General features: G+C 42.6%; 17 protein-coding genes and 1 pseudogene. 4 read left to right on the top strand and 14 right to left on the bottom strand.

The genetic code is table 11. From position 1 onward, the window contains the following. Window positions 1-6: 6 nt before the first annotated feature. From ISALK_RS04325 to ISALK_RS04290, 8 genes are all read right to left on the bottom strand, one after another. Complete coding sequence (locus tag ISALK_RS04325; RefSeq protein ID WP_160719417.1) at window positions 7-660, bottom strand: beta-lactamase family protein; 654 nt, start codon at window positions 658-660, stop codon at window positions 7-9. A gap of 200 nt (window positions 661-860) precedes the next feature. Next, window positions 861-1,742, bottom strand: a complete 882-nt coding sequence (locus ISALK_RS04320; RefSeq protein ID WP_160719416.1) for an MBL fold metallo-hydrolase — start codon at window positions 1,740-1,742, stop codon at window positions 861-863. 251 nt (window positions 1,743-1,993) lie between these two features. Further along, window positions 1,994-2,413 (bottom strand): hypothetical protein, encoded by a 420-nt coding sequence (locus ISALK_RS04315; RefSeq protein WP_160719415.1) that lies wholly within the window; start codon window positions 2,411-2,413, stop codon window positions 1,994-1,996. Between the two features lie 188 nt (window positions 2,414-2,601). Beyond that, entirely contained in the window at window positions 2,602-3,051 is a 450-nt protein-coding gene (locus tag ISALK_RS04310; RefSeq protein ID WP_160719414.1) for a hypothetical protein, read from the bottom strand. Window positions 3,052-3,252: 201 nt separating this feature from the next. After that, window positions 3,253-4,965 (bottom strand): hypothetical protein, encoded by a 1,713-nt coding sequence (locus ISALK_RS04305; protein ID WP_160719413.1) that lies wholly within the window; start codon window positions 4,963-4,965, stop codon window positions 3,253-3,255. A gap of 89 nt (window positions 4,966-5,054) precedes the next feature. Then, window positions 5,055-7,433 (bottom strand): WG repeat-containing protein, encoded by a 2,379-nt coding sequence (locus ISALK_RS04300; RefSeq protein WP_160719412.1) that lies wholly within the window; start codon window positions 7,431-7,433, stop codon window positions 5,055-5,057. Window positions 7,434-8,043: 610 nt separating this feature from the next. Then, window positions 8,044-8,808, bottom strand: coding sequence for a glycerophosphodiester phosphodiesterase family protein (locus ISALK_RS04295; RefSeq protein ID WP_201756834.1), 765 nt, complete (start codon window positions 8,806-8,808; stop codon window positions 8,044-8,046). A gap of 284 nt (window positions 8,809-9,092) precedes the next feature. Then, window positions 9,093-9,512, bottom strand: coding sequence for a hypothetical protein (locus ISALK_RS04290; protein ID WP_160719410.1), 420 nt, complete (start codon window positions 9,510-9,512; stop codon window positions 9,093-9,095). Between the two features lie 324 nt (window positions 9,513-9,836). Here ISALK_RS04290 and ISALK_RS04285 point away from each other — a divergent pair, with 324 nt between their 5' ends. Then, window positions 9,837-10,412 carry a hypothetical protein gene (locus ISALK_RS04285; protein WP_160719408.1) on the top strand — a complete coding sequence of 192 codons (576 nt, stop codon included), beginning with the start codon at window positions 9,837-9,839 and terminating at the stop codon, window positions 10,410-10,412. A 156-nt stretch (window positions 10,413-10,568) separates the two neighbouring features. Further along, window positions 10,569-12,254, top strand: a complete 1,686-nt coding sequence (locus tag ISALK_RS04280) for a hypothetical protein (protein ID WP_160719406.1) — start codon at window positions 10,569-10,571, stop codon at window positions 12,252-12,254. Window positions 12,255-12,684: 430 nt separating this feature from the next. On the opposite strand, the gene ISALK_RS04275 is transcribed toward ISALK_RS04280, so the two are convergent. The 4 genes from ISALK_RS04275 to ISALK_RS04260 form a co-directional block, all read right to left on the bottom strand. Beyond that, complete coding sequence (locus ISALK_RS04275) at window positions 12,685-13,557, bottom strand: VanW family protein (protein ID WP_236660256.1); 873 nt, start codon at window positions 13,555-13,557, stop codon at window positions 12,685-12,687. Window positions 13,558-13,626: 69 nt separating this feature from the next. Beyond that, window positions 13,627-14,607, bottom strand: a complete 981-nt coding sequence (locus tag ISALK_RS04270; protein WP_160719404.1) for a methionyl-tRNA formyltransferase — start codon at window positions 14,605-14,607, stop codon at window positions 13,627-13,629. Window positions 14,608-14,669: 62 nt separating this feature from the next. Continuing rightward, complete coding sequence (locus ISALK_RS04265; protein WP_160719402.1) at window positions 14,670-16,400, bottom strand: hypothetical protein; 1,731 nt, start codon at window positions 16,398-16,400, stop codon at window positions 14,670-14,672. Window positions 16,401-16,499: 99 nt separating this feature from the next. Then, the gene (locus tag ISALK_RS04260; RefSeq protein ID WP_160719400.1) at window positions 16,500-17,879 is read right to left on the bottom strand and encodes a hypothetical protein; all 1,380 of its coding nucleotides are present in this window, start codon (window positions 17,877-17,879) and stop codon (window positions 16,500-16,502) included. Between the two features lie 310 nt (window positions 17,880-18,189). On the opposite strand from ISALK_RS04260, the gene ISALK_RS04255 reads away from it, so the two are divergent. Continuing rightward, window positions 18,190-18,672 carry an RNA polymerase sigma factor gene (locus ISALK_RS04255; RefSeq protein WP_236660265.1) on the top strand — a complete coding sequence of 161 codons (483 nt, stop codon included), beginning with the start codon at window positions 18,190-18,192 and terminating at the stop codon, window positions 18,670-18,672. Next, window positions 18,662-19,954, top strand: coding sequence for a hypothetical protein (locus ISALK_RS04250; RefSeq protein ID WP_160719396.1), 1,293 nt, complete (start codon window positions 18,662-18,664; stop codon window positions 19,952-19,954). Before ISALK_RS04255 ends, ISALK_RS04250 begins: the two co-directional genes overlap by 11 nt. Window positions 19,955-20,066: 112 nt before the next feature. On the opposite strand, the gene ISALK_RS04245 is transcribed toward ISALK_RS04250, so the two are convergent. Continuing rightward, on the bottom strand, window positions 20,067-21,371 hold the full coding sequence (locus tag ISALK_RS04245) for a serpin family protein (RefSeq protein ID WP_160719394.1): 1,305 nt from the start codon (window positions 21,369-21,371) through the stop codon (window positions 20,067-20,069). A 97-nt stretch (window positions 21,372-21,468) separates the two neighbouring features. Then, window positions 21,469-21,609, bottom strand: a pseudogene (locus ISALK_RS04240) (4-hydroxyphenylacetate 3-hydroxylase C-terminal domain-containing protein); the annotation flags it as partial. Window positions 21,610-21,642 lie beyond the last annotated feature (33 nt).

Genomic DNA, 21,642 nt, shown 5'->3' with positions numbered 1-21,642 from the left:
GTTGCTTCATCCCTCGATGTGTCTTTTTTCAACGTCCTTCATTATCCCGATCATTGCTTTATAAGCCGCTTTATGTCCAAAGCCATTGGATTGGTTTACTGTCCCGGTCATGTAAAGATCCAGTTCGGGATTGTGAAAAGCAAAGGCACCTGAAGATCCCCAAAAGCCCAGTAGTTCCTTTCTCGGTTTTGACGGATACGTGATCCAGGGAATCCACAGTTTCTCCAATCCCATACCGAAGTAAAACTGATAGGGAAAAAACATGAAATTCCACAGCTTGTGCTCCTCCAGGCTCTCCCTTGGAAAAAAACGGCCATTGAAAAAGGATTCCAGAATCTTCATTGATTCCTCCGCATCGGATACGATGCCGCCTTCAGCCGTCACTGAAGCCAAACACCGTGGGATGTGGATTTCTTTTGATTTGTAGTAATAGTTCACCGGGGTGGTATCATTTACGTCCTGATACGCATAGGTGTTCCGGAGATCCAACTCATCAAAGATCCGCTGTTTGAAGGCATCGCCGATGTTTCCTCCCGATCCTTTCCAGTAAAGACCGGCTTTCCCTGATTTTACGCAAAGAGATACCCCGTACACATGAGGATTTCTCACCATCTTCTCCATCACTTCATGACAGTATGCTGCGATTCTATTCATCTCCATTTTATACCTCCACAATGGTTTATCCTGAACTCCTTGTTCATCTGACACACTGCTTCACTTCCAGGTGTAACCGGCAAGTATTTTTGGAAAAATTTCGGCAAATAATTTTCCCTATCTTTTAACCAATTTTCTTGCCTGATTCTATGGTCTAAAATAAACGCTCAATCCTCTGTCCTTACTCATTGGTCATTCTGGTTGCTTCAGGGCTCCGTGGATGGAATCCACTGCCATCCCCCGCTTTTTTCTTCGATCCTTCCCACTGCAGGAAATGGTAAGTGAAAGGCATGTACCAAAGCGTTTTCCTTCTCCGCCCTCTTTAGAAAAGTTCTTCTGGTTTTGATCATCTCTTCCCCATCAATATCCACTGCCGTGATCCATTCCGGATGTTCCAGATGAATGGGATGAATGACCATATCAGAGAAAGAGTAAAACCGTTCTTCTCCGGAATGTATCAAAAGGACCATATGACCCGGTGTATGACCCGGTGCTTTTAGCATATGGATTCCCGGAACAATCTCCGAATCCTGATCAATCAACTCCAACTGTCCTTCGATGGACCCTAGTTTCATCTTTGCAATCCCCACTAGTTCTTTTTGAAATTCGGGATGAAAGCCTTTGCTTTCCATCGCCTTCTTTCCCTGATCGGTACACCAGAAATTCCATTCATCCCTAAACATATGATAACGGGCATTAGTAAAAATTGACTGTCCCTCTCCTGTTGTGTTACCCCCTATATGATCCGGATGACCATGGGTAAGAATGATATGGTTAATGGCTTCGGGTAAGATGTCCATACTCTTCAGATTTTGAAGCAGCTTCCCTCCGTTGGAACTTAACCCCTCACCGACTCCCGTATCCACCAGAATCAGTTCATCTCCCGTATCGATCAGCAGAGGAGTGTAGGTGTTTTCAAATTCCTTCCAGGTTTCCGGATTTAGCCGATGTCGAAGAAGGGCTCGGTGGAGCTCCTCCCGGTCCGCAGTTGGGAAGAACAACTGGGCAGGATTTTGATAGGTATTCGTTCCGTCACTGACTGCCATACACTTGAATTTTCCAACACGAAATGAAATTGTTGAATCCATTGTCAAAACCTCCTTTTCCTTCCACAAAAAAAACCGACCTGTTGGCCGGTTACGCTACTCACTCATCCATCGCTCGGAGCGTCCATATCTGGCGATGAAATCTTCGTGTCCAGTTCTGTATACACCGGAAGATATATTTGTTCTATTTATACCACATGTGCTTGATTCTTAACAAACAATTTGAATATTCTCCTCATTGATCTGCCTCACAAAAGAACAGTCCCATTGTGAGCACTTAAGATTCAACTTTATTAATCTACTATTGAAAGAATTTGGTTGATAGTTAATACAGTAAAAGTAAATAAGTATAATACTGTATGAACTATATGATAAGTATCCGGCACTAACCTTTTTTTTGATTCAGGTATAATTCTGTGAGTTCCTTCAAAATATTTGTTGTACCCTTCAATCTTTTTTTCACTTGCTCCAAACCAATATAGCTTCCAATGGAAATGATAAAGTCCAAATAGCACCAATCCAAAGAGAACAAGAAGAATTATTTGTACATATGGTATATTCAAATAATACAAAACCATTAATACAGTTAACAATGACCATCCAATAGTATCTGGACTTATTAATTCTGGTCTATCCACATAACCTTTTACACCAATAATATCAAGGGTTTGATGTATATATAATAATGTAATTGCAATAAATTCTATATCCATTCATTGCCACCTCCATATATTCTAGAATATTTTAAAACACCTCACGCGGGGATGGTTCTGTTGTGAGGTTTTCAAATAATAACTGTATCCATCCCTCTATAAACATAAAAAGAATTAAATCAATTAGATGCTCTACACGTTTGATTTACTACCTCACAAAACCACCGTCCTCTGTGAGTCAAGCGATATTAATCATCCACAAAAACGGTTCTAAACTCGCCCTTTATATAGTTATCGACTCTCAGAATCACCACGTCTTCCATCTCATCGACGGTTTCTCCCTCTTTTTCCACAAAGGTATAGACCGCTCTCATTACGCCTTGACGAATGTCTTCTTCCGCTATTTCGATAATCTCCAGTCTTTCCCCTTCCGGCGGCACAAAAATCTCGTAGCGAGTACTTACCATAGCGCGGCTATGGCGATCGGTGATGATTGACCTTCTATGTACCGATTGCAAACGAAAATCGTTAATTTCGTCAATGGTTTCCTGAATGTTTTCGGGAACCTCATCATAGCTAAGTTGGGTCACGGTCATTTCCTCAACGTCCTCAACATCCCTTATCCAATTAATTAATGCATAAACGCCATAGATCAGTATCATCCCTACCAATATTCCAATGATCCCTTTCTTTAACATAGGTTACCTCCTCGCGCAATATCGATGGTGCCGTTTATCCTACTTCGAAACTTCTCCCATCGAAAATTTTCACACCTTTTACTCATTCCATTTCATTCTACCATTCCCATATTTTGCTTGCAAGAAATTATCAGTATTTTTTTTTATTTCACAATTCACAACTAAAACCACCCGTTAGATGAAATTTAATCATTATATAATTTACCTCTTTTCCACTTCTTCAAAGAAACCAGTGATACTATAAGCTCTGAGATCTTCGCCCTTGAATCTATACAGATGGGTTTCCGTAGTCACCACCAGTTCTGCACTGCCGACCTCAACCATATTTTTATCTCCTTCATCATCCCGGTAAGCATAGAAGAAAGGTGAATTTTCCGTAGATCCCCTCTCAATGGTCGAGCCTGCCAACACTCCATATTCCAAGTGATGAAAATCAATGATTTGCTTGGCTATACTTGTACTCTCTCCCATATAGCTTAACCGGAAGTTCCCCTCCTGATAGGTGCCTACCTCGAACTCCATAATATCCGTAACTTCAAAGCCTTTAAGCTCTTTCAGAGTTTCCACCGGCTCATCTTCCACATTCTCAGAGAGTTTCTCCTCATCAATGGTGAATCGATAGATTCTTTCCTTAAACACCCGATCTTCTCCATCATTGATCGCCTCACCACTATTCACAACAATCTCTTTTGTAACCTCATTATAGTAATAATATTGGTTGTCACGATTCAACCCGATAATTCCCGAAAAATCTAAACCTTCACCGGAAAAATCCCATAGGTAGTGATGGACGAGAACTGCTCCAATGCCCTCAGCAGTCTCCTGGACATCAGTAAAAAACAGGTTCTCCCCGAACATTTCTCCATCCCGGTATTGTTCAACACCGGGAACTCTGGGCTCTGTCCTGCGATAAATACCGCCTTCTCCGGTCTTCTCAACTGTTTCCTCTTCAATATCCAGTGTCAGCCAGCCCTCCTGCTCGGTAAAAATCATATTGATTCCGTTTTCCAAGCCCTGAACATGATAAGGAACAAGGACATCGATCGAATCTTTATATGGAATCTCCAGCAACTCATCCTCTTGAAGATCATAAACCCATAGTGGGGCATCCTCAAATTGTTTCAAAACCTCTTTGTTCTTCTCCTGAAGTTCCTCCTCGTTCTGGTTGGTGGAGTAATACAAGTGATTTTCCCAGAGGCTCATACCCGGAGCAGAGTTCAGAATCATCACGTACCTTCCATCGGCTGTCACATCAAAGAGGAAGCCCGGGTAAATGTTACTTTCGCCGGTGATCCCTGTATCAGGAAGCCTAAGTTCATCAATCATTGGAGTTTTCGAAAGAATGGTTTCATTGTTTTCAATATCAATGATCATCATCCGCTGTTCCTGTTGCAGTTCTTCAGGAAACTGATCCCATCTTACATCAGTGATGTAATCGTTTTGTCCGATGATGCCATATAGGCGATTGTTGAACTCATGAAGCTCAATGGAGATGTCCCTTAAGATTTCAAAATGTTCCGGTGTGAGCACATCCTCCATTTTCTTATTGTCAAGCACATCTCCATTGCTCAGATCCAAAGACTGATAATAAAGGGCACCTTCTTTTTCATAGAGAAAGTGGACTTCCTCCTCGGTAAAAAGCCAGTCCTTCACATCAAATGCCTTAAAATCAATTTCGGCCGTCCAATCTGCTTCAATTTCGTCCAGCAGTTCAGGGGAATCTTCCTTTCCTTTCTCCCCGTCATCGCCCTCATCCTCTTCTTCGTCCACAGGATCGTCCTGAGCCTCGTCATCCTCCAGGGCTGCACTTTCTCCATTGTCATCGCCCTCAGGGGCCTCTTCGGCTTCCCCACAGGCTCCGGCAACGAGCAATATCGTCAAAATCAATAATAGCATGAACAGTTTTTTAAACATCGAATCCCCCTTTTTGATTGTGCTTGCAATAGAACCTTTACTACGCGAACCCACGCAGGGACGGTTCTTTTGTGAGATTTACAGGGAGACTATTCCATATCCAAACCGGAATAAATCACTTCTCCCTCTTTGGTGAAGTACAGCCATAAGTCTCCCCGATAGATCTCTTCCTCGGGAAAGTAATGAATCCTGGGAGGATCGGCAATACTTTTCTCCCATCGGAAGATGACCTCTCCCTCGGGATTCAGGATGTGATGCTCGGTTTCAGTGGAAACAGTGGCAAGTCCGTACCGGAACTCCTGGGCATACTCATACACCGGATCAATGACCCATTCATGGTTTTCATCCTTATAGCCGTAGGTTCCGTTCTTCTCCATTCTTCTCCGGTCATCGAAGAGATAGGGGATGTCTTCCTCTTCCTCCCCCGGCTCCACAATCCAGCGGTTGTTTCCGAAGTCGTAGAGGCCCGTCTCTCCGTTTTTCGTCATTCGTCCCTGGGCCACATCATCGTCCTGGCTGTTGATACGGAGCATATTTCCCAGCTCTCCCGCATCATCAAAGATGTACTCCGTGGTGACCTCTCCGGTATCACCATCCAAAGCACCCCATTGTCCGTCCTTTTTCACTGCGATATAGCGATCGGCGACACCATAGGCCTGGTGTCTGTAATGTTTTTGGATCCAGTCCGCAGATATTTCATCAAATTTCGGCTCCACCAGCCAGGTGTTCTCCTCGGAGTAATGGAACAGACCAAACAGTCCGTCCTTTTCCAGAAAAGCCACTTCTCCCGGCTGGATCTGATCATATCGAGGCTCCAGAAGCACTTCCCCGGGAATCTCCTCATGGGCGGTCTGTTCAACCCGTCGAAGTCCATAGACACCGTCTTCTTCAAAGGCCTGAAGGGTGTAATAGGGTTCATCATCTCCCCCGACTTCTCCCGCATTATCTCGACGGCGGTCTGCCAGCACCTGCTCCGCTTCTTCTCCAAGGTACAGTTCTCCATCGGTATGCAGGAGAAGCCGGACATGCTCCCGATCCTCAATATCCTCTCCATTAAGCGTTGCGTCGGAGGGCAGACTGATATTGGTAGGGTAGGGCAGATTGATTCTAGATCCACGGTATAGATGCTCTTCGAAGGTGCCAAAGATGTCTTCCACGGGGTCAATAAACACGCCTCCATCTTCATTGATCACCCCGAATTTTTCCATGTCCGGATCACTGACCGGAAACAGATTGAGGGAGAATTGCTCCCTGTGATGGATCCCCTGCAAATCCACCTGGAAACGGCTTTGCAGATCCCCTAACCGGCTACCTTCCAGATCCCTCTTTTCCCCTTCCAGGACCTCATCCTCCAGGGACCAGTGAAGAAATGACAGGTAAGCAGGGCCATCGGCTTGAATGGTGATAGCCGATTCCTCTTCCTCCTGTTCTCCCGTGATGGTGATGAACTCTCCCGACTCCTCCAGATGAAACCCTTGGAACCGTTGGCTGAAAAACTCGGGGATATACTCCGGATATTCAAAAAACTGCAGGTAATCCTTCCCGGCGTTCACAAGAAAAGGCTTTTCCCTGGGATTGAAGTCCTGAGTGATTCTCAGGGAGCCTAGGGTGCCCTCTGTCACGATAAAATTACCAAGATAGGTAGTTTCACGGTCTTCCCTGTACGCCTCGTCCAGAAGCATCTCTTCCATCATTTCCAATGCTTCCGCCTTCTTCTCCTTCCGATTTTCCATAGAACCGTAGTGTTCAATAAGTGCATCCTCAATGTCCTCCATCATCCGGTGGGTATCATAGTGCTCCAGGGAGATCCCGAAACGATGCCTGTCATTCTCTTCAGTGACCTCAACCAGATACTCCTCACTCAAAAATCGGTCCAAGTAGAGTGTGACCAGTTCTTTCATGGCTTCCGACTCCTGTTTAAGGGATTCCAGATCCTCTTCACTGACAGGATATTCTGCAATCCTGCCCAGACCGGAGGAGAAGATTTTTGCCGGGGACTCCGCAGGCATGGTCAGTAGAAAATCCTCTTCGTTTTGAAGAACCCACTTTCCTTCGCTGTCCTGTTGAAACCGGGCGGTTACCTCAAAGGTTCTAGGGGCCATGTTCAGCCGGCGTTCCAGAAGCTCCTGATAAAGAGCCTCATATTGCTTTTCCTCATCTCCGAGAAGATTCTCTTCCAGAATTCCCTCCACATATTTCTCAAGCAGTTTGGGCAGATCGATGATCCCGAGATGAACCTGGGCTTCCAGTGTCTCTTCTTCTACTTCCTCCACTTGGGACAACTCAAGGATCTCCAGGCTGTTCATCTCCTCATCCCAGGAAATCACCCTGTTTTCTTCCAGCATCTCCTCAAGATGAATCTCCATCACTCCGTGGAGTTCCTCTCTTTCCTGATTTTCCAGACTGTCCCGGCTATTCATTATCACTACAGCCACCACCAAAAGAAGAGCCAGAGGAATAATCAGCAACCACTTTTTTCCTTGCTTTAATCCATTATAGATAAATAAAACCTCCCTATTTCCATTTTTTCATACCTCACCCGTGGACGGTTTAGAGTGACCCCCTGTGAGTATTCTCATGCGGGGACGGTTCTTTTGTTCTCATGCGGGGACGGTTCTTTTGTGAGTTTTTCAAGCAATAACAACATTTCTTTGGTTCATCCCATAACTTTGTTTAAATAATGGAATACAAAATGAAAATCTGCTATAAATTAGAGAAAACATTTTCTGAACTATATCCAAATATGCTTGCCTGCTTCATTGCTATATAATACGAAGAATGATACATTAGCTGCTCTACACATTTATATTGCTGCCTCACAAAAGAACCATCCCGTTGTGAGCTTAATATTTCTCTCTAACTACTTCTATTTCGACCTTCAAAATTCCTTCCTATGTAAGCTTGTTCTTTTCTCCAAAAGCAAAAAACCTGCCGTAACCGTCACAACAGGTTTAACCTATTATTATATGGGAAACCTACGAAAACCCTTATTACACCTTACAACACCCCGAAGACTATACCGTTCAGGAAGAAGATATGGAGATAATGATCAGCATCCTATCCATGAACTTTACCATTTTACAGCTCCTTCGGATTAAATCCTTCAAAGACTACATTCGTGATTTTTTCCATAGCCGATGTGTAGTCCTCAGGATTTCTTGCCGTATGACCCAGGATGATGCCTTTTTTCTTTTGGATTTTCTTCGGAAGTCGGGATAAATAATTGATATCATAGTTGATAAAATGGGGGCTGCTAACGTAGTTTAACAGTAAATGATTCAATAAGAACTTCTTATACAGGGATAACTCCGGTGTTTTAAAAGCTCCGGATATTTGACCGCGGAGAACCTTCGGGGAATGGTCCTTAAACCATCCGATGGAATAGGGATTAAAGGACTGCACGGCAAATTGTCCCTTGTACTGACGAAGCAGCTGATCGGTTTTTCGCTCCAAGCGCCCGACTCTTCTCCGGTTTTTAATTTCGATCAGCAATGGAACACGCCCGTCCACATATTCCAATAATTCACGTAACAAAGGGATTTTCTCTTTGGAATCCAATAGCATCAGGGAGCGGATTTTATCTGTGGTACAGTCCGCTATTTTTCCGGAAGAGCCCGTCATTCTTTTCAAGTCCCAGTCGTGAAAGACCACAACCTGCTGATCTTTCGTTAGATGAATATCCAGTTCGATGGCAAAACCCTTTTTAAGTGCATTAGCAAAAGCCGCCATGGAGTTTTCCGGGGCGTCCTTGGAATTGTGATAGCCTCTATGGGCAATGTAACTGTCTTTCAGCCAGTTTGTTTTTTCTGTGATCTCTTTTTCTGATATATCCTTTTCAGTCATAATCTCCTCCTGTATGGGACCTCACAAAACTACCGGCCCTCAACTCACGCAGGGACGCTTCTTTTGTGAGTTTTTAAACAATAACATCATTTATTCGGTGCATCAGACAACTTTATTTTAGATGAAGGAATACGACATAAAAATTCGTAATAAATTACGAAAAACCATTTTTCGCACTTTGCCCAATTATTCTTGCAGGCTTCAGTACTCTTATAACATGGGAGAAAACAGTTAAAAAAGTCACTCTACTCCGTCCCATTGTGAGCACTTAAGATTCAACTTTATTAATCTACTATTGAAAGAATTTGGTTGATAGTTAATACAGTAAAAGTAAATAAGTATAATACTGTATGAACTATATGATAAGTATCCGGCACTAACCTTTTTTTTGATTCAGGTATAATTCTGTGAGTTCCTTCAAAATATTTGTTGTACCCTTCAATCTTTTTTTCACTTGCTCCAAACCAATATAGCTTCCAATGGAAATGATAGAGTCCAAATAGCACCAATCCAAAGAGAACAAGAAGAATTATTTGTACATATGGTATATTCAAATAATACAAAACCATTAATACAGTTAACAATGACCATCCAATAGTATCTGGACTTATTAATTCGGGTCTATCCACATAACCTTTTACACCAATAACATCAAGGGTTTGATGTATATATAATAATGTAATTGCAATAAATTCTATATCCATTCATTGCCACCTCCATATATTCTAGAATATTTTAAAACACCTCACGCGGGGATGGTTCTGTTGTGAGGTTTTCAAATAATAACTGTATCCATCCCTCTATAAACATAAAAAGAATCAAATCAATTAGATGCTCTACACATTTGTTTTACTACCTCACAAAACCACCGTCCCCTTGTGAGATACGTATTTATCGATCATTTTTAGCTCCTTTCAGCGATCATTTTTGATTCTTTTTATCTTGCTACACGTTTATATTACTACCTCACAAAACCACCGTCCCCTTGTGAGTCAATGATTTTACTTTTAAAAAAGGAGGAAAAGCAAATGAAAGAAAGAACCCTTCTGTTGTTATTCGCCCTAGGATTGCTATTGGTAATGCAAATCGGGTGTGATTTTACCAAACAATCCATGGATCTAGAAAAGGAGATAGCCGAAGCAATTCAGGAAAGGACGGAGGAATTAGCCGGGAATAGACAATTGGAAGAAATACACTATATTACAATAGTAGAAGACGGAGCTTTTGTATTTTATCAAGAGGAGAAGACTTTGCATTACGGTTTCTTGAGGAACTACGTGGAAGATTGGAAATGGGTATTCGGAGGCGGCGGTGTTGAATTAATTGGGAAGGATAATCAAATGAAAGCAGAATCTGAACAGGCAATGACCCATTCCAAGGTGCATTATGAGGATTATCCCGTCCACCAAATGATTTACGGGGTGGTAAATGATCCGGGGATTGTAAAAATTGAAAAGGAAGTGGACGAAGGGTATCAACAGGCCAACATTAGTAGACTGGATAATGGTTTAACCTTATGGTATATGTTTATAGAGGATGAGGACAGGGAATTAGGCAGAACTATTGGTAAATCCAGGGATGGAGAAGTTATATATGAAAGGTGAAGTCTCTAAAGCATGTTTGGTTAGCTTCTGATAGCCTGGCACCAAGGAAAGTTTTTATCTTTCACAGGAAAATTATTGATAATCCAGTATTTCTATGGTAGGGTGAAAAAAAGCATGAAAATTCTATCGATTCAAAACATCTAAAGGGGGCTAAACGTGGATAAAAAATGGATGACCATCCCGCTGTTGATTTTTTTATTGTTGATTACCCAAGGGTGTACCGAGGAAAACGGTGAGAACGGTGAGTATGCTGAGAACGGAGAAGAAGCAGAAGCAGAGGATGACATCATGTATAGGGTGGAGATTGATGAGGACTTTAAGCAACTCCTTGAGACTTATCCCGAGGAAGAGGTAAAGGAAGGTACGCAAGTACGCTTTGCTCTGAAGGAGGATTATGAACAGATTTTTGAAGGATGGATCGTTAACGGGGAGGACCGGGGACAGGGAATGGAAATTCCCTATACCGTGGAGGAGGATCTTGTGGTTGAAGGAGCCTATGAACCCTTCCTTCATATAGAGGATTTACCCTCCTATGAACAGGCCTGGGGACCGGAAGATGAAGGTTATGATCAGGGAAGGAAAATTTTTGGCGGTTATCACTATCAGCCGCCTATTCTTCAGGAGTATAAAGAAACTCTGGATAAAGAAGTTTTACTAGAGCATTTTACCTTTGATGAAACGGAGTATATCCTTGCAAAGGAGAAAAACCCTGGAGATGGCGGAAACTGGATCCGAAGGGTGGAGCTTGTGGAAGTGGTATCCCGGGAAGAACAGGACTTCCGCGTTATTCACTCCGCTGAACTAAGCGATTTCGGCAGAAGAGGCAACAACCCGGATCTCACGGCGGAGGTTTCAAACAACCATCGCTATTTATACATCACCATTGATTACCTTAGCTTCATTGCCGAAGGGTATCCTCCGAATGAACAGGGAGAGCCCTTCGTACCGGAGGAAAACTTTCTACAGGTGTTTGATCTTAAAGAGGGGGAAATAGTGGCGAATCATCAGGACCTTCTGGATCAACCCCTGTCCACCTACAATCTGGTTCCCTTAGGGGAGGAGGAAATGATTCTGGCCTCGGACAACAAGGGTTGGTGGCGAATAAATCCCGAAGAGAACAAAGGAACCAAGCTTGAAATCGGAGGGCCCTACCGGCATACGGAGGAAAAAGTGATTCCTTTAGAAACTTTAGGTGGAGGCCGTATGTTTGGAGATTCGCTATTTCTATCATTCAGCAGTGAAAATATTCCAATGTGCGGTGGATATTCAAATTTTCATGATCTTTGGCATGTAACCGATCAAGGCCTGGAATTACTGGCAACTACCGGAGAGATGATTGTGCTGGAATACGATGATGAACGGGAGGAACTTAGGGTGATCGGGGGAACACAAGAGGAACCGGAAGTCATCATCTACGAGGTGAATGAGCCCGTAGGAGACCAGGGAGATCCTGTTACAAAGATTAAAGATCTTGATAAAATTGATTTTTTTGAGAGAAAGAAAACCTTTGAAAAAGATGACCCTCTAGTAGGGTTTGACGAAGGCGGTTTCTCTTTTACCGCTGTAGAGTTTTTTCCCTCTGAGGGATATGGTATGATCCTGACACCAAGCCATTATTTAGGACGTAGCAACTATGTGTATACCGTCAGAAATGAAGAAGGGGAGTGGGAAAGACTTCATTTGCCAGGCATGGAAAATGCAGCCAAAGAAGGGGATCGGGTCTATCTCAAAACGGAAGAGGGAATATTTCAGTTTGACCGGACAGAACTGATTGAGTTTTTTCATGAAGCCTTGGGCATGGAAGTTGAGAAAAACGATAGTGCCTCAGGGAAGGATACGTAATGGGCTCGGGGAATGACAGGCCTTTGATTTAAACAGCGGGGAGGGTCAGTATCGATCCGGCTTCATGAGTTTGACAGAGAGGTTTTCGGTGTTACTGCTTTGCACCAGAGAATGCCCCATGCAGAGCTGGAACTCTATGGAGAAGACCAATTAAGGATTTTCAACATCTTGGATATGGCATCCTGTCCGGAGTAAATCTTAATCAGTCGAGTCAATTCGATAAAGTTTTTTACTATGTCAATATAAATGCTGCAGAGGAGGAAGTCCTCAAACCTCACGCGGGGACGGTTCTGTTGTGAGGTTTTCAAATAATAACTGTATCCATCCCTCTATAAACATAAAAAGAATTAAATTAATTAGATGCTCTACACGTTTGTTTTACTACCTCACAAAACCACCGTCCCCTTGTGAGATTAAAATAAATTCCTCGTTAACACGTATTTACCCCCGGAAGCTTTTCTTTAACAGACACGCCTCGGTGTCGCTGTTCATTTTTTCGACTCTTTCCGGTCTCCAGTAACGGCTGATACATCATAATTGCATGATTTTCCGTAACATACTCATCGTCAATTATTTCTCCCTCCAGATTGTAGACTTTTCGGTGTATCAGGTTGTTTCTGAGGTATCCTCCCCAGTATTCATGGGTGATCCAGTGTTCCTTTTCATAAACTTCATAGGTCAGCTCATGAGGTTCTTCTCCCCGCCATGCGCCGATCAGATGGGTATCCCCCACATCCAGACAAAGCTGCATTGGAACCTCGGTTTCATTTTTAATCTGCAGATCCACGTAATTATATACACAGGTGGCACCACTGCCAAAGGGCTGCTTTCTTTTTACATCCGGGAACACATCATAGCTGTGGCGATTTCGCTCCGTGACGGTAAGGGGGGTGTGAAGGGTCATCCAGTAAATCAGATTGGAAAGCTGGCAAAGCCCTCCTCCGATGTTGGCAATGAATTTTCCGTGGGATAGCTGCATTCCCTCGACATACCCTTTTTTTGCAGTAGGATTCCCGATTCTCTTCCAATAGGACAGCGTCTCTCCCGGATAGAGGACCAGACCGTTTAGGGTTTTTATGGCAATGTTGAGATTGATCACCTTATTCTCCTGAAGCCACATATCCACATTTTTCAGTTTGCGGTAGAGAGGGGTTTTATGACTGAAATACAGATGGGATCGGATTGCTTTTTCTTGACGATCGGCATATTTCTCCTTCGATAACCTCCACTGCATATGCTTTCTGAGGGTATAATAGTTTTTCCCTAGAAAGAGCCTGAGCTTGCTTCGCTTAATCGGTTGCAATGCGCATCCTCCTTATCTCCTTACTGAGTATTATGATCACTTTTTTCAAACTTTCGGTCTTCGGTAGCCTCATCGCTTAGCAAGCATTCCGGTTATGAGGGCTTTAAATGAAAAATGGGGTTGCAGCAAAACTTCTCCGTTTTTGCATAACAGCCGATACCCCTCTTTTGTTTTTCGTATATCACCGGGTTGTCGTCGTCTTGCATCCGATGTTGCTTTTCCCGACGGGGTTTTCATTTTCTTGTAATCCTGTACTTCCCAAATACCTCCCCAAAACGGAGGATCCAGCTCCATGGCATCCGTCCCCCGAAGAAAATGGTATACCCGCTCTACCTCCCAGATATTCCAGTCGATAAATTTTTCTCCCCGCTGAATACAGCGACCTTTAAAGAGGTTTTCAGGTTCTTTTGGAATGATATTTCCCTCGTTTGCTTCGATCCCTCCGGTTTGTTCGATCTCTTCTACAGTCTCCATCAGGAGTTTTGTAGTGTGCTTAGTAATCCGTTGTAGCAACTGGTTTTCCCGCAAACCCAACTCAATGGGAAACTTCTCCTGAAGTAAGATCTCCCCCTGATCCTCCTTCTCGCTCATTCGGTGGATCGTTACGCCGCCCTCTTTTTCCATGTTGTAGTACTGCCAGAACCAAGGAATCGCTCCTTGGTAATTCGGGAGATACGATCCGTGGGCATTGATTCCGCCGTGCTTTGGAATTTCAATAATGTTGAGGGGGATCCGTTCTCCGAAATTGGATACACAAATTAGATCCGGCTGAAGGTTTTTTATCTTTTCTTCAAATTCCCCGGAGGTTATGGGACAGGAATGGGTGTTTATGTGGGGGATTTTTCTATTTTTCGCAAAACTTCTAAGGGTTTTAACTTCTCCTCGAAGCCCTTTCCCATAATGGTAGATTTGCCGTAGGATCTTTTTGACAGTGTCCTCCTTAGGACTCCATTCCACGACGCCAAGGATTTGGTGCTTCCGGTCCAAGGCGTAAAGAGGTTTTATGGATTTTGGATGATTGGTGCCGAAAAAGAGAATATTTAAAGCCATGTGTTCACCTCTTGGTTTTATCAGACAGGTCTCCATTTGTTTATCTCCAACGATAATTGACATTATTGTTCTAAAGCATCAAAAAACTCTTCAAGATTAAATGCCTGCATTTGGTTATCTAACAATACGATAAGTTGATTATCCGTGGTGAGAATTAGTTCTGCGCCGTCGATTTCAACGATTTTTTCTTCTTCCTCGTCATTTCGATAGGCGTAGAAGAAAGGAGATTTCATTCCTCCTACCCGTTCCAGTGTTCTTCCTATCAAAATTCCGTAATCTAGATGAGAAAAATCTTGGAGTGGGAAAGAATAACCAACATCATTGTCCGAGAGACTTAAATGCTTTTTCCCTTCTTGATAGGTGCCGACTGAAAATTCCATTACATCAACAATCTCGAAGCCTTTCAGGTCTTCCAAACTTTCCACCCGTTCATCCCCTTCATTCTCCAGTACTTTTTCCTGATCAATGGTAAGTCGGTAGATTCTTTCCACATATTCCTCGTTTTCTGCGTCCGCTTCTCTTTCTTCTTCACTTTGTTGTGCAGCTTTGTTTATTATGATCTCCCCGTTGTGTTTATTATAGTGAAAAGACTTCCGTCCCCATTTAAGCCCAAGATTTCCTAAATGCTCGAGTTCCTGACCATCAAAGTTATAAAGGTAACCAGGCTCTGGCATTTCGCACATCTTCCCGATCTCTTGAAGATTGGCTAAAAACAGACTCTCTCCGAACAGGGTGCCTTTTCGGTACTCTTCAATCCCCGAGAATTCCGATTCGATCCTTTGATAAGTACCTCCTTCTTCGGTTTTTCGGACCAGTCGGTTTTCAACATCTAAGGTCAACCACCCTTCTTCTTCCGTAAAGATAAGGTTTATTCCATTCGCCAGGCCTTCCACATCATAGGGAACAAGGGCTTCAATTTCCTCATCGTACGGAATTTCCATAATCCGCTGTTCTTCTATATCATAAACCCATAAGGGTACATCTTTAATTTGATTTAGAAATACTTGATTCTCCTCTTCAATATCCTCTTTTTTCTGATTTTTAAAGTTCATAAGATAATTATCCCAACCGCTCATACCCGGAAAAGAATGAAGGATCATCAAATAACGTCCGTCTGCCGTAACATCGTAAATAAAACCCGGCAAATACGTTCCTTCTCTTTTGGGAAAGGTAAAGTTTTCGATCACCGGTGATTTAGAGAGAAGTACTTCATCCTCTTCAAGATCGATCAATAACATTTTCTGTTCTTCCTGCTCTTCTTCAGAGATTCTACGGTTTTCTCCAATAAGGGCATAAATATGGTCGTTATAATCATGAAGCTTAATGGTTGTATCGCTAGAACGATCAAAAATCATCTGCGATGAAGCTTCTTCGACCTTTTTCTGCGTGATTTCCTGTCCATTTTCCAGATCAAAAGATTGATAGTAAAGGGCTTCGTCTTTTCTATAGAGAAAATGAATTTCTTCCTCTGTTATCAATTGGTCATATAGACCATCAGCTCGAAAGTCAATTTCTCCTTCCCATTCGGATTTCATATCTTCCCAATCGTATTTTGCAATACTGGACTTCTCTTCTTCGTCATCCGGTGCAGGAGCTTCTTCATCATTTTCTTCCGAGGGCTCTTCTGCCTCCGGTTTCTCTGCCTCAGGCTCTTCTTGTTCCGGATTTTCTTCTTCCTCAAGCTCCTCATTTTCTGTAAGATCTTCTTCTTCCGGTTCTTCCTCCTCGGTGCACCCTCCAATAATAAAAATCAGCATCAGAATTAGAACCAGGTAAAACACTTTTTTAAACATACAGACCTCCTTAAATATTTTGTCATCCTTTTGCCCTATGATATCATAGAAAACCTTGAAATTTCAAGATTTTCTGTCGACAAAGTTCGACATGGATTGTTACGGAGTCTTCAGGTTATAATATGCCTCATCACATATCACTGCAAGCTCTCCCGGTTCGCCGGGGACTTTCCCCAAAACAGTACTGTGACTAAAAGAAGGAGGCAGTCGATAACTCTTTTCCTTACTCAGCTCCTGGTCAAATACCTGAACTTCAGCGCCATCCTCAAATGTCGTAAAAAGAAGAAAAACGTGACCGGATTCGCTGATGAAATGGTCTTGAAACTGTGAAGTCCCACGAGTCTTTTCAATCTCTATTTCTTCGCCGTTAAATAACTGTAGCTCGGTTTTTTCAAAAATCCCGGATTCATAAGATAAGAGTAAATGATCCTCCTTTAGAACCGTTATATTCTCTAACTCTTCTCCATCTATGCCTTCATAAAAGGTTTCGACTTCCGCTTCATCCCCTAAGGTGATTTTCATTATTTTTTCATCATGGTAGTAGTAGATATAGGTGGACTCTTCGTCCCTATATGTCTCATAATGAACACCTTGCTTACCTCTGTCGCTCTCTTCCCTTGGTATTCCCGGTAGATCTTTCGATGGTATGATCAGCTTTTCTATGTCTTCCGCCACAGAATAAGAAAATAGCCCATCTTCGAGAACATAATATATTACTTCATTGCTTTCTGACCAAAGAGGTTTTATGGAGAAAAACCCTTCGCTGATGTTCAATTCCTTAGGCTCAACAGGGATTTCAAAGTTTGTAACAAATACTCCTGAGATGCTTTCCGGCCCTTCATGCTGTCCTTCTTCTTCATACATGGAAACGCTATAAAGAATACGTTTCCCGTCCAGTGATACTTCTTTGTAATTAATGGAACTGATGAATAAGTCATCATCCACCGGGTGATTTTCCAGTCGATCCCCGCGATAATCTTCAGGATCTGACCAAGCATCCTTGAGTAAAGAACCATACCAATACATTGGTTGCTTAGACCCGCTGCTGCTATCCATCTCATCATATGCTTTTTTCCATGCTTCAAACTCTGATATGATATGGACTGTTCCAGGTGCTGTCGGCATTTCCGTTAAAACATAATCTCGATCCCCCGAGAGTATGAGACGTTCTTCTATTTCATAGGGTTCCACGGTTATTTTCTGAAGCTCTTGGGATGTCACTTCAACTATAGCACTATTCCCTGTGGCATCTTCGGACTCGGTTTTTTCAAGTTCTTTTACATCATCCTTCGATTCCTTTTCACTTTCCTTTTCATCGTCTCTTTCAACCTCCCCTTCCATCACCACTTCTTCTTCATTGTCATCTTCGCCCTCAGATGCTAAGTCTTCTTCCTGATTACATCCGACCATGATCAAGCCGATTATAGCTATGAAGATCAGTGTCCATAAAGTTCTTCCTATCCCTTTTCCCTGATACATTAATTTACCTCCTTTGAGTTTTAATTTCCCCTTTCACTTCCTTTGTATCTTATTTCTAGTGATTTTCATCTCTTAAAACCATCTGCTTTCTTTTCAAAAGGGGTTTCTACTAAGGACACAATTCAGCAGTACGATTCGTTGCAAATTTTTTAATTATTGAAATTTTAAATCCTATATGCTAGTGTTTTTAGGTAAGTTATTTTTTTATGCAACGAAAAAGTTTATTGCAACGAATCAAGTTCATCGATTGTATCTTATATGAACCCTGATTTTTTAAAATCCTGAAAGGGAGGTGTCCGGTTTGCACGCTATGGCCAAGGAAGAATTCGAAGCACTGTATCACCGAAATGCGGATCACGTGTATCGTGTATGCTATATGTTTATGAAAAACCCTTCTGAAGCCGAAGATTCCCTACAGGATACCTTTCTTCGAGCAATGGAAAAAGCCCCACCCTTTAAAGGGGAAGACCATGAAAAGGGATGGTTTATTGTGACCGCATCAAATATTTGTAAAAATAAGTTGAAATATTGGTTCAGAAAAAAAAGGACAGGAGACAACGACCGATTGGAACAAATCAAACACCAGGATCGATATGAATTTGAGGTGTTCGATGAAATTCTGAATCTGCCGGTGAAATACAAGACTCCGATTTATCTTTATTATTATGAGGGTTATTCTTCGGTTGAAATTGCGAAACTGCAAGAAACGAAGGAAACCACTGTCCGTTCACAGTTGGCAAGAGGTCGAAAAATGCTAAAGAAAACACTGGGAGGTGAAGAGTGTGAAAAATAATGACTTTCGCAAGGCTTTCACCGCCGTAGAATTGAGTGATGAAAAAAAAGAACGAATCCTTCAGGAAATTTATCGAAAAAAGAAACTGCAGAAACGAAAGCAGCTGATGGCAATTGCAGCAGGAATCCTTGTATTACTCACATCTTTTCTTCTTTTGCAGGACTTTCTTAATTGGGGCGGCCAGGATTCGCGTCAAGGTGAAGAGGAAAATGGTGATGCGATTGTGGAGGATGAGCCTGATCAAGAAAAGGATGAAGAGATCGTTGAGGAGGATCCAAAGGACGATCCGGAAGACGAAGATATCGTTGAAGATCCCTCGGAAGATGAGGATTATATTTCCTTTGAAATTCCACCGCATCCCGGAGGAATGGGAGATGAACTCTATCTAGTTGATAATTTGTCGGAATTGGATGCGGAGTTGGAAAACGCACCGAACAGGGGTATTGATTTAGGCATATTACAAGAATTTGGCGTTGATTCCCTGCCGGTATTTATCAATCCCGTAACTCCCGGTATGCATATTCCCGAACAACTTGAAGAATTCAAAGATATTGTACGAGAAGCTGCGGGAAAAATGGGACAGGAAATTATTGAAGAGGATGAGCATGGTGTAACTTTAGAAAATGGAATGCGTCTATATGTAAGAATTGATTTATCAATAGATATCTCCATCGATGAACATCCTGATGAAATTACTAAAGAGACCCTTGAAGGGAAATCCATAGAAGAAACTTTGGAAGTCTATCAAGAGCACTTTTTCCCTATGGTTGCGGATCTGCTATCCTATCAGGATCCTAAACGCAGTCTAAGGCATAGTCTTTTTGAAGAAAACTTATTTCATTCCATTATCAAATACGTTGAAGCTACAGAAAATCCAGTAGATCAGTTTTTCCAATCTCAATTAAACCGGGCGGAATTTCGTTATGCCATGAGAGATTATACAGAGGGCGACCTTTTAGAGCCGCCACGGATCAGCATCCCTTACTATCACTTGGAACCCTTTGAGGTATTGGGTGATATTCCCCTCAGATCCATAGAAAACATAGTTGAGGAAGAAAAGGGTCAAAAATTTTTTGGACAGGAGCTGAAGATTGAAAACATTGTCAAGGCCGAGGTTTTTTACTACACTTTCCTAACAGGATCCTATCTTCCGCCGGTCTACAAACTCTACGTGCAGATTGAAAATCCCGAGGGAATTGTTGAACTAGACCACGAAGATCAAATGTTGATTATACCTTTTGAGGTGTTGGCTGTACCTAGTGAGTATGAACGTGAGCCATAAACATTATAGAACACACCAAACAAAGATAGTAAAAAACGCTCCCCTATCAAATTTAAGGTAGGGGAGCATTCTGTTTATCTTATAAAAAGTGATAATCTGCCAAAATAATATTTTATTCTTCAGGATTTTCCACAACTCCTATGAACAAAAGGGTTCCATCCCCTGACTTAATCCCGTAAAGAAATGGACGGTCAAGGATCATCTCTGCCTGATCTTCCGGTAATCCTGAGCCCGCAGCCATAATCTGGGTGAAAGAGGATGCCGTTACCCCTTCTTCATCGATGGCGATATGGGTTTCCTGCTTCACTTCGGAAATAAACGCAAAATGATCTGTCATTCCAGTAAAGTCCGCCTCCTCCGAAAAGGCCTTATTGACCCCGAGGGTATTCATTGCTTCCGTAAGGTCAAAGGAGCTATTAAAGCTAAACTTCGGCACTTTCCACTCTACTTCACCAAAATACCCCTTTCCCCCTTCGAAGGCTTCTTTCAGGGAATCCGGCGAGGCAAAGAATTCCTGAGGTGTAACGCCTTCATCGGGAAGAACAAATACCATTCTTCCTCCGTTTTTTAGACTCCTAGCTGCACGGGTAAACCCTTCTCCTCTTGAAAAACTAATGGAAGAGTAAGTCTGATTCATAAAATCCGTAGTCACTTCACTACCATCGGAAAGGGTGAAAGTATCCTCTTCCGTTTGATTACTATTAAAACGATCCACCCATTGGTCATAAAAGTATATGGTATTGATAATGGATAGAATCTGTTCCGGATCAACTTCAAAGCTTGGGGACAAGGTTCCTTTTGTTTTCGATGCCACCCATTCTCCCATTATCTTTCCCGCTTCTCTCTTTGAAAAATCTACCAGAAAGGTTTCGGTATAAAAGTTTTCAACGGCGTTGTCTATGAAATCCTGATGAAATTCCACGGGCTGATCCATCACATATTCGTCCATCCAATAGGAGTTGGCAATTTTTAGCTGTCCGATTTCATTATCCTTATAAAGACGGCGGTAATAATTCCCCGATTGTTCCGAAAGGATTTCCACGTCATCCACCCCAAGTAGATTCAATAACTCCCCCCTGGTCTCATCCTTTGCCCCTGTGGTTGCCAGTGCTAACGCGAAATACAAGGAAGCGGGAGAATAGTTACTGTTCCCGTCGGCGCTTTTTAGTATTTCAGTAGCTGTCCTATAGGAAAACCCCTGTATTGCATGGATAAATTCTTCATCCAAAGGGTTTTCATCCCACAACTTAACACGGGCATTATGATTTTCAAAAGCATAGGCTTTAGGGTAAACGACTTCCATAATACTTTCCGGATCCTCTCCCTGAGCCGGAGCAAAATACTTCAGCCCTCCACCTAAGAGTATAACCAGCGATAGAGCCACAACAATCTTTAAATATAGCTTTTTCCCTTTCATCTGCCAAAACCTCCTATTCCTAATTTTTTCCTCTATAATAAGACGATTGGCAGTAAATTTTTGTTCCCCCCACACAACCTCCTCCGTCCCCTTTGGTTTATTTGATATCCAAGATATCTTTTGCCAGATCTTTTTTTGCGGCGATGTCAGATTGTCTGCTGATCATGATTCGCTGGGCTTGAGGAGATCCTGCACCGTGCATGGATTCCGTTCGGTAGCCCACCGCTGCGGTTCCAAGACCTCACGCGGGGACGGTTCTGTTGTTTGATTT

The sequence above is a fragment of the Isachenkonia alkalipeptolytica genome (genome assembly GCF_009910325.1).
GTDB classification, from domain to species: Bacteria; Bacillota; Clostridia; order Peptostreptococcales; family T1SED10-28; genus Isachenkonia; species Isachenkonia alkalipeptolytica.
This window is presented reverse-complemented; position numbering and strand designations above follow the sequence as displayed.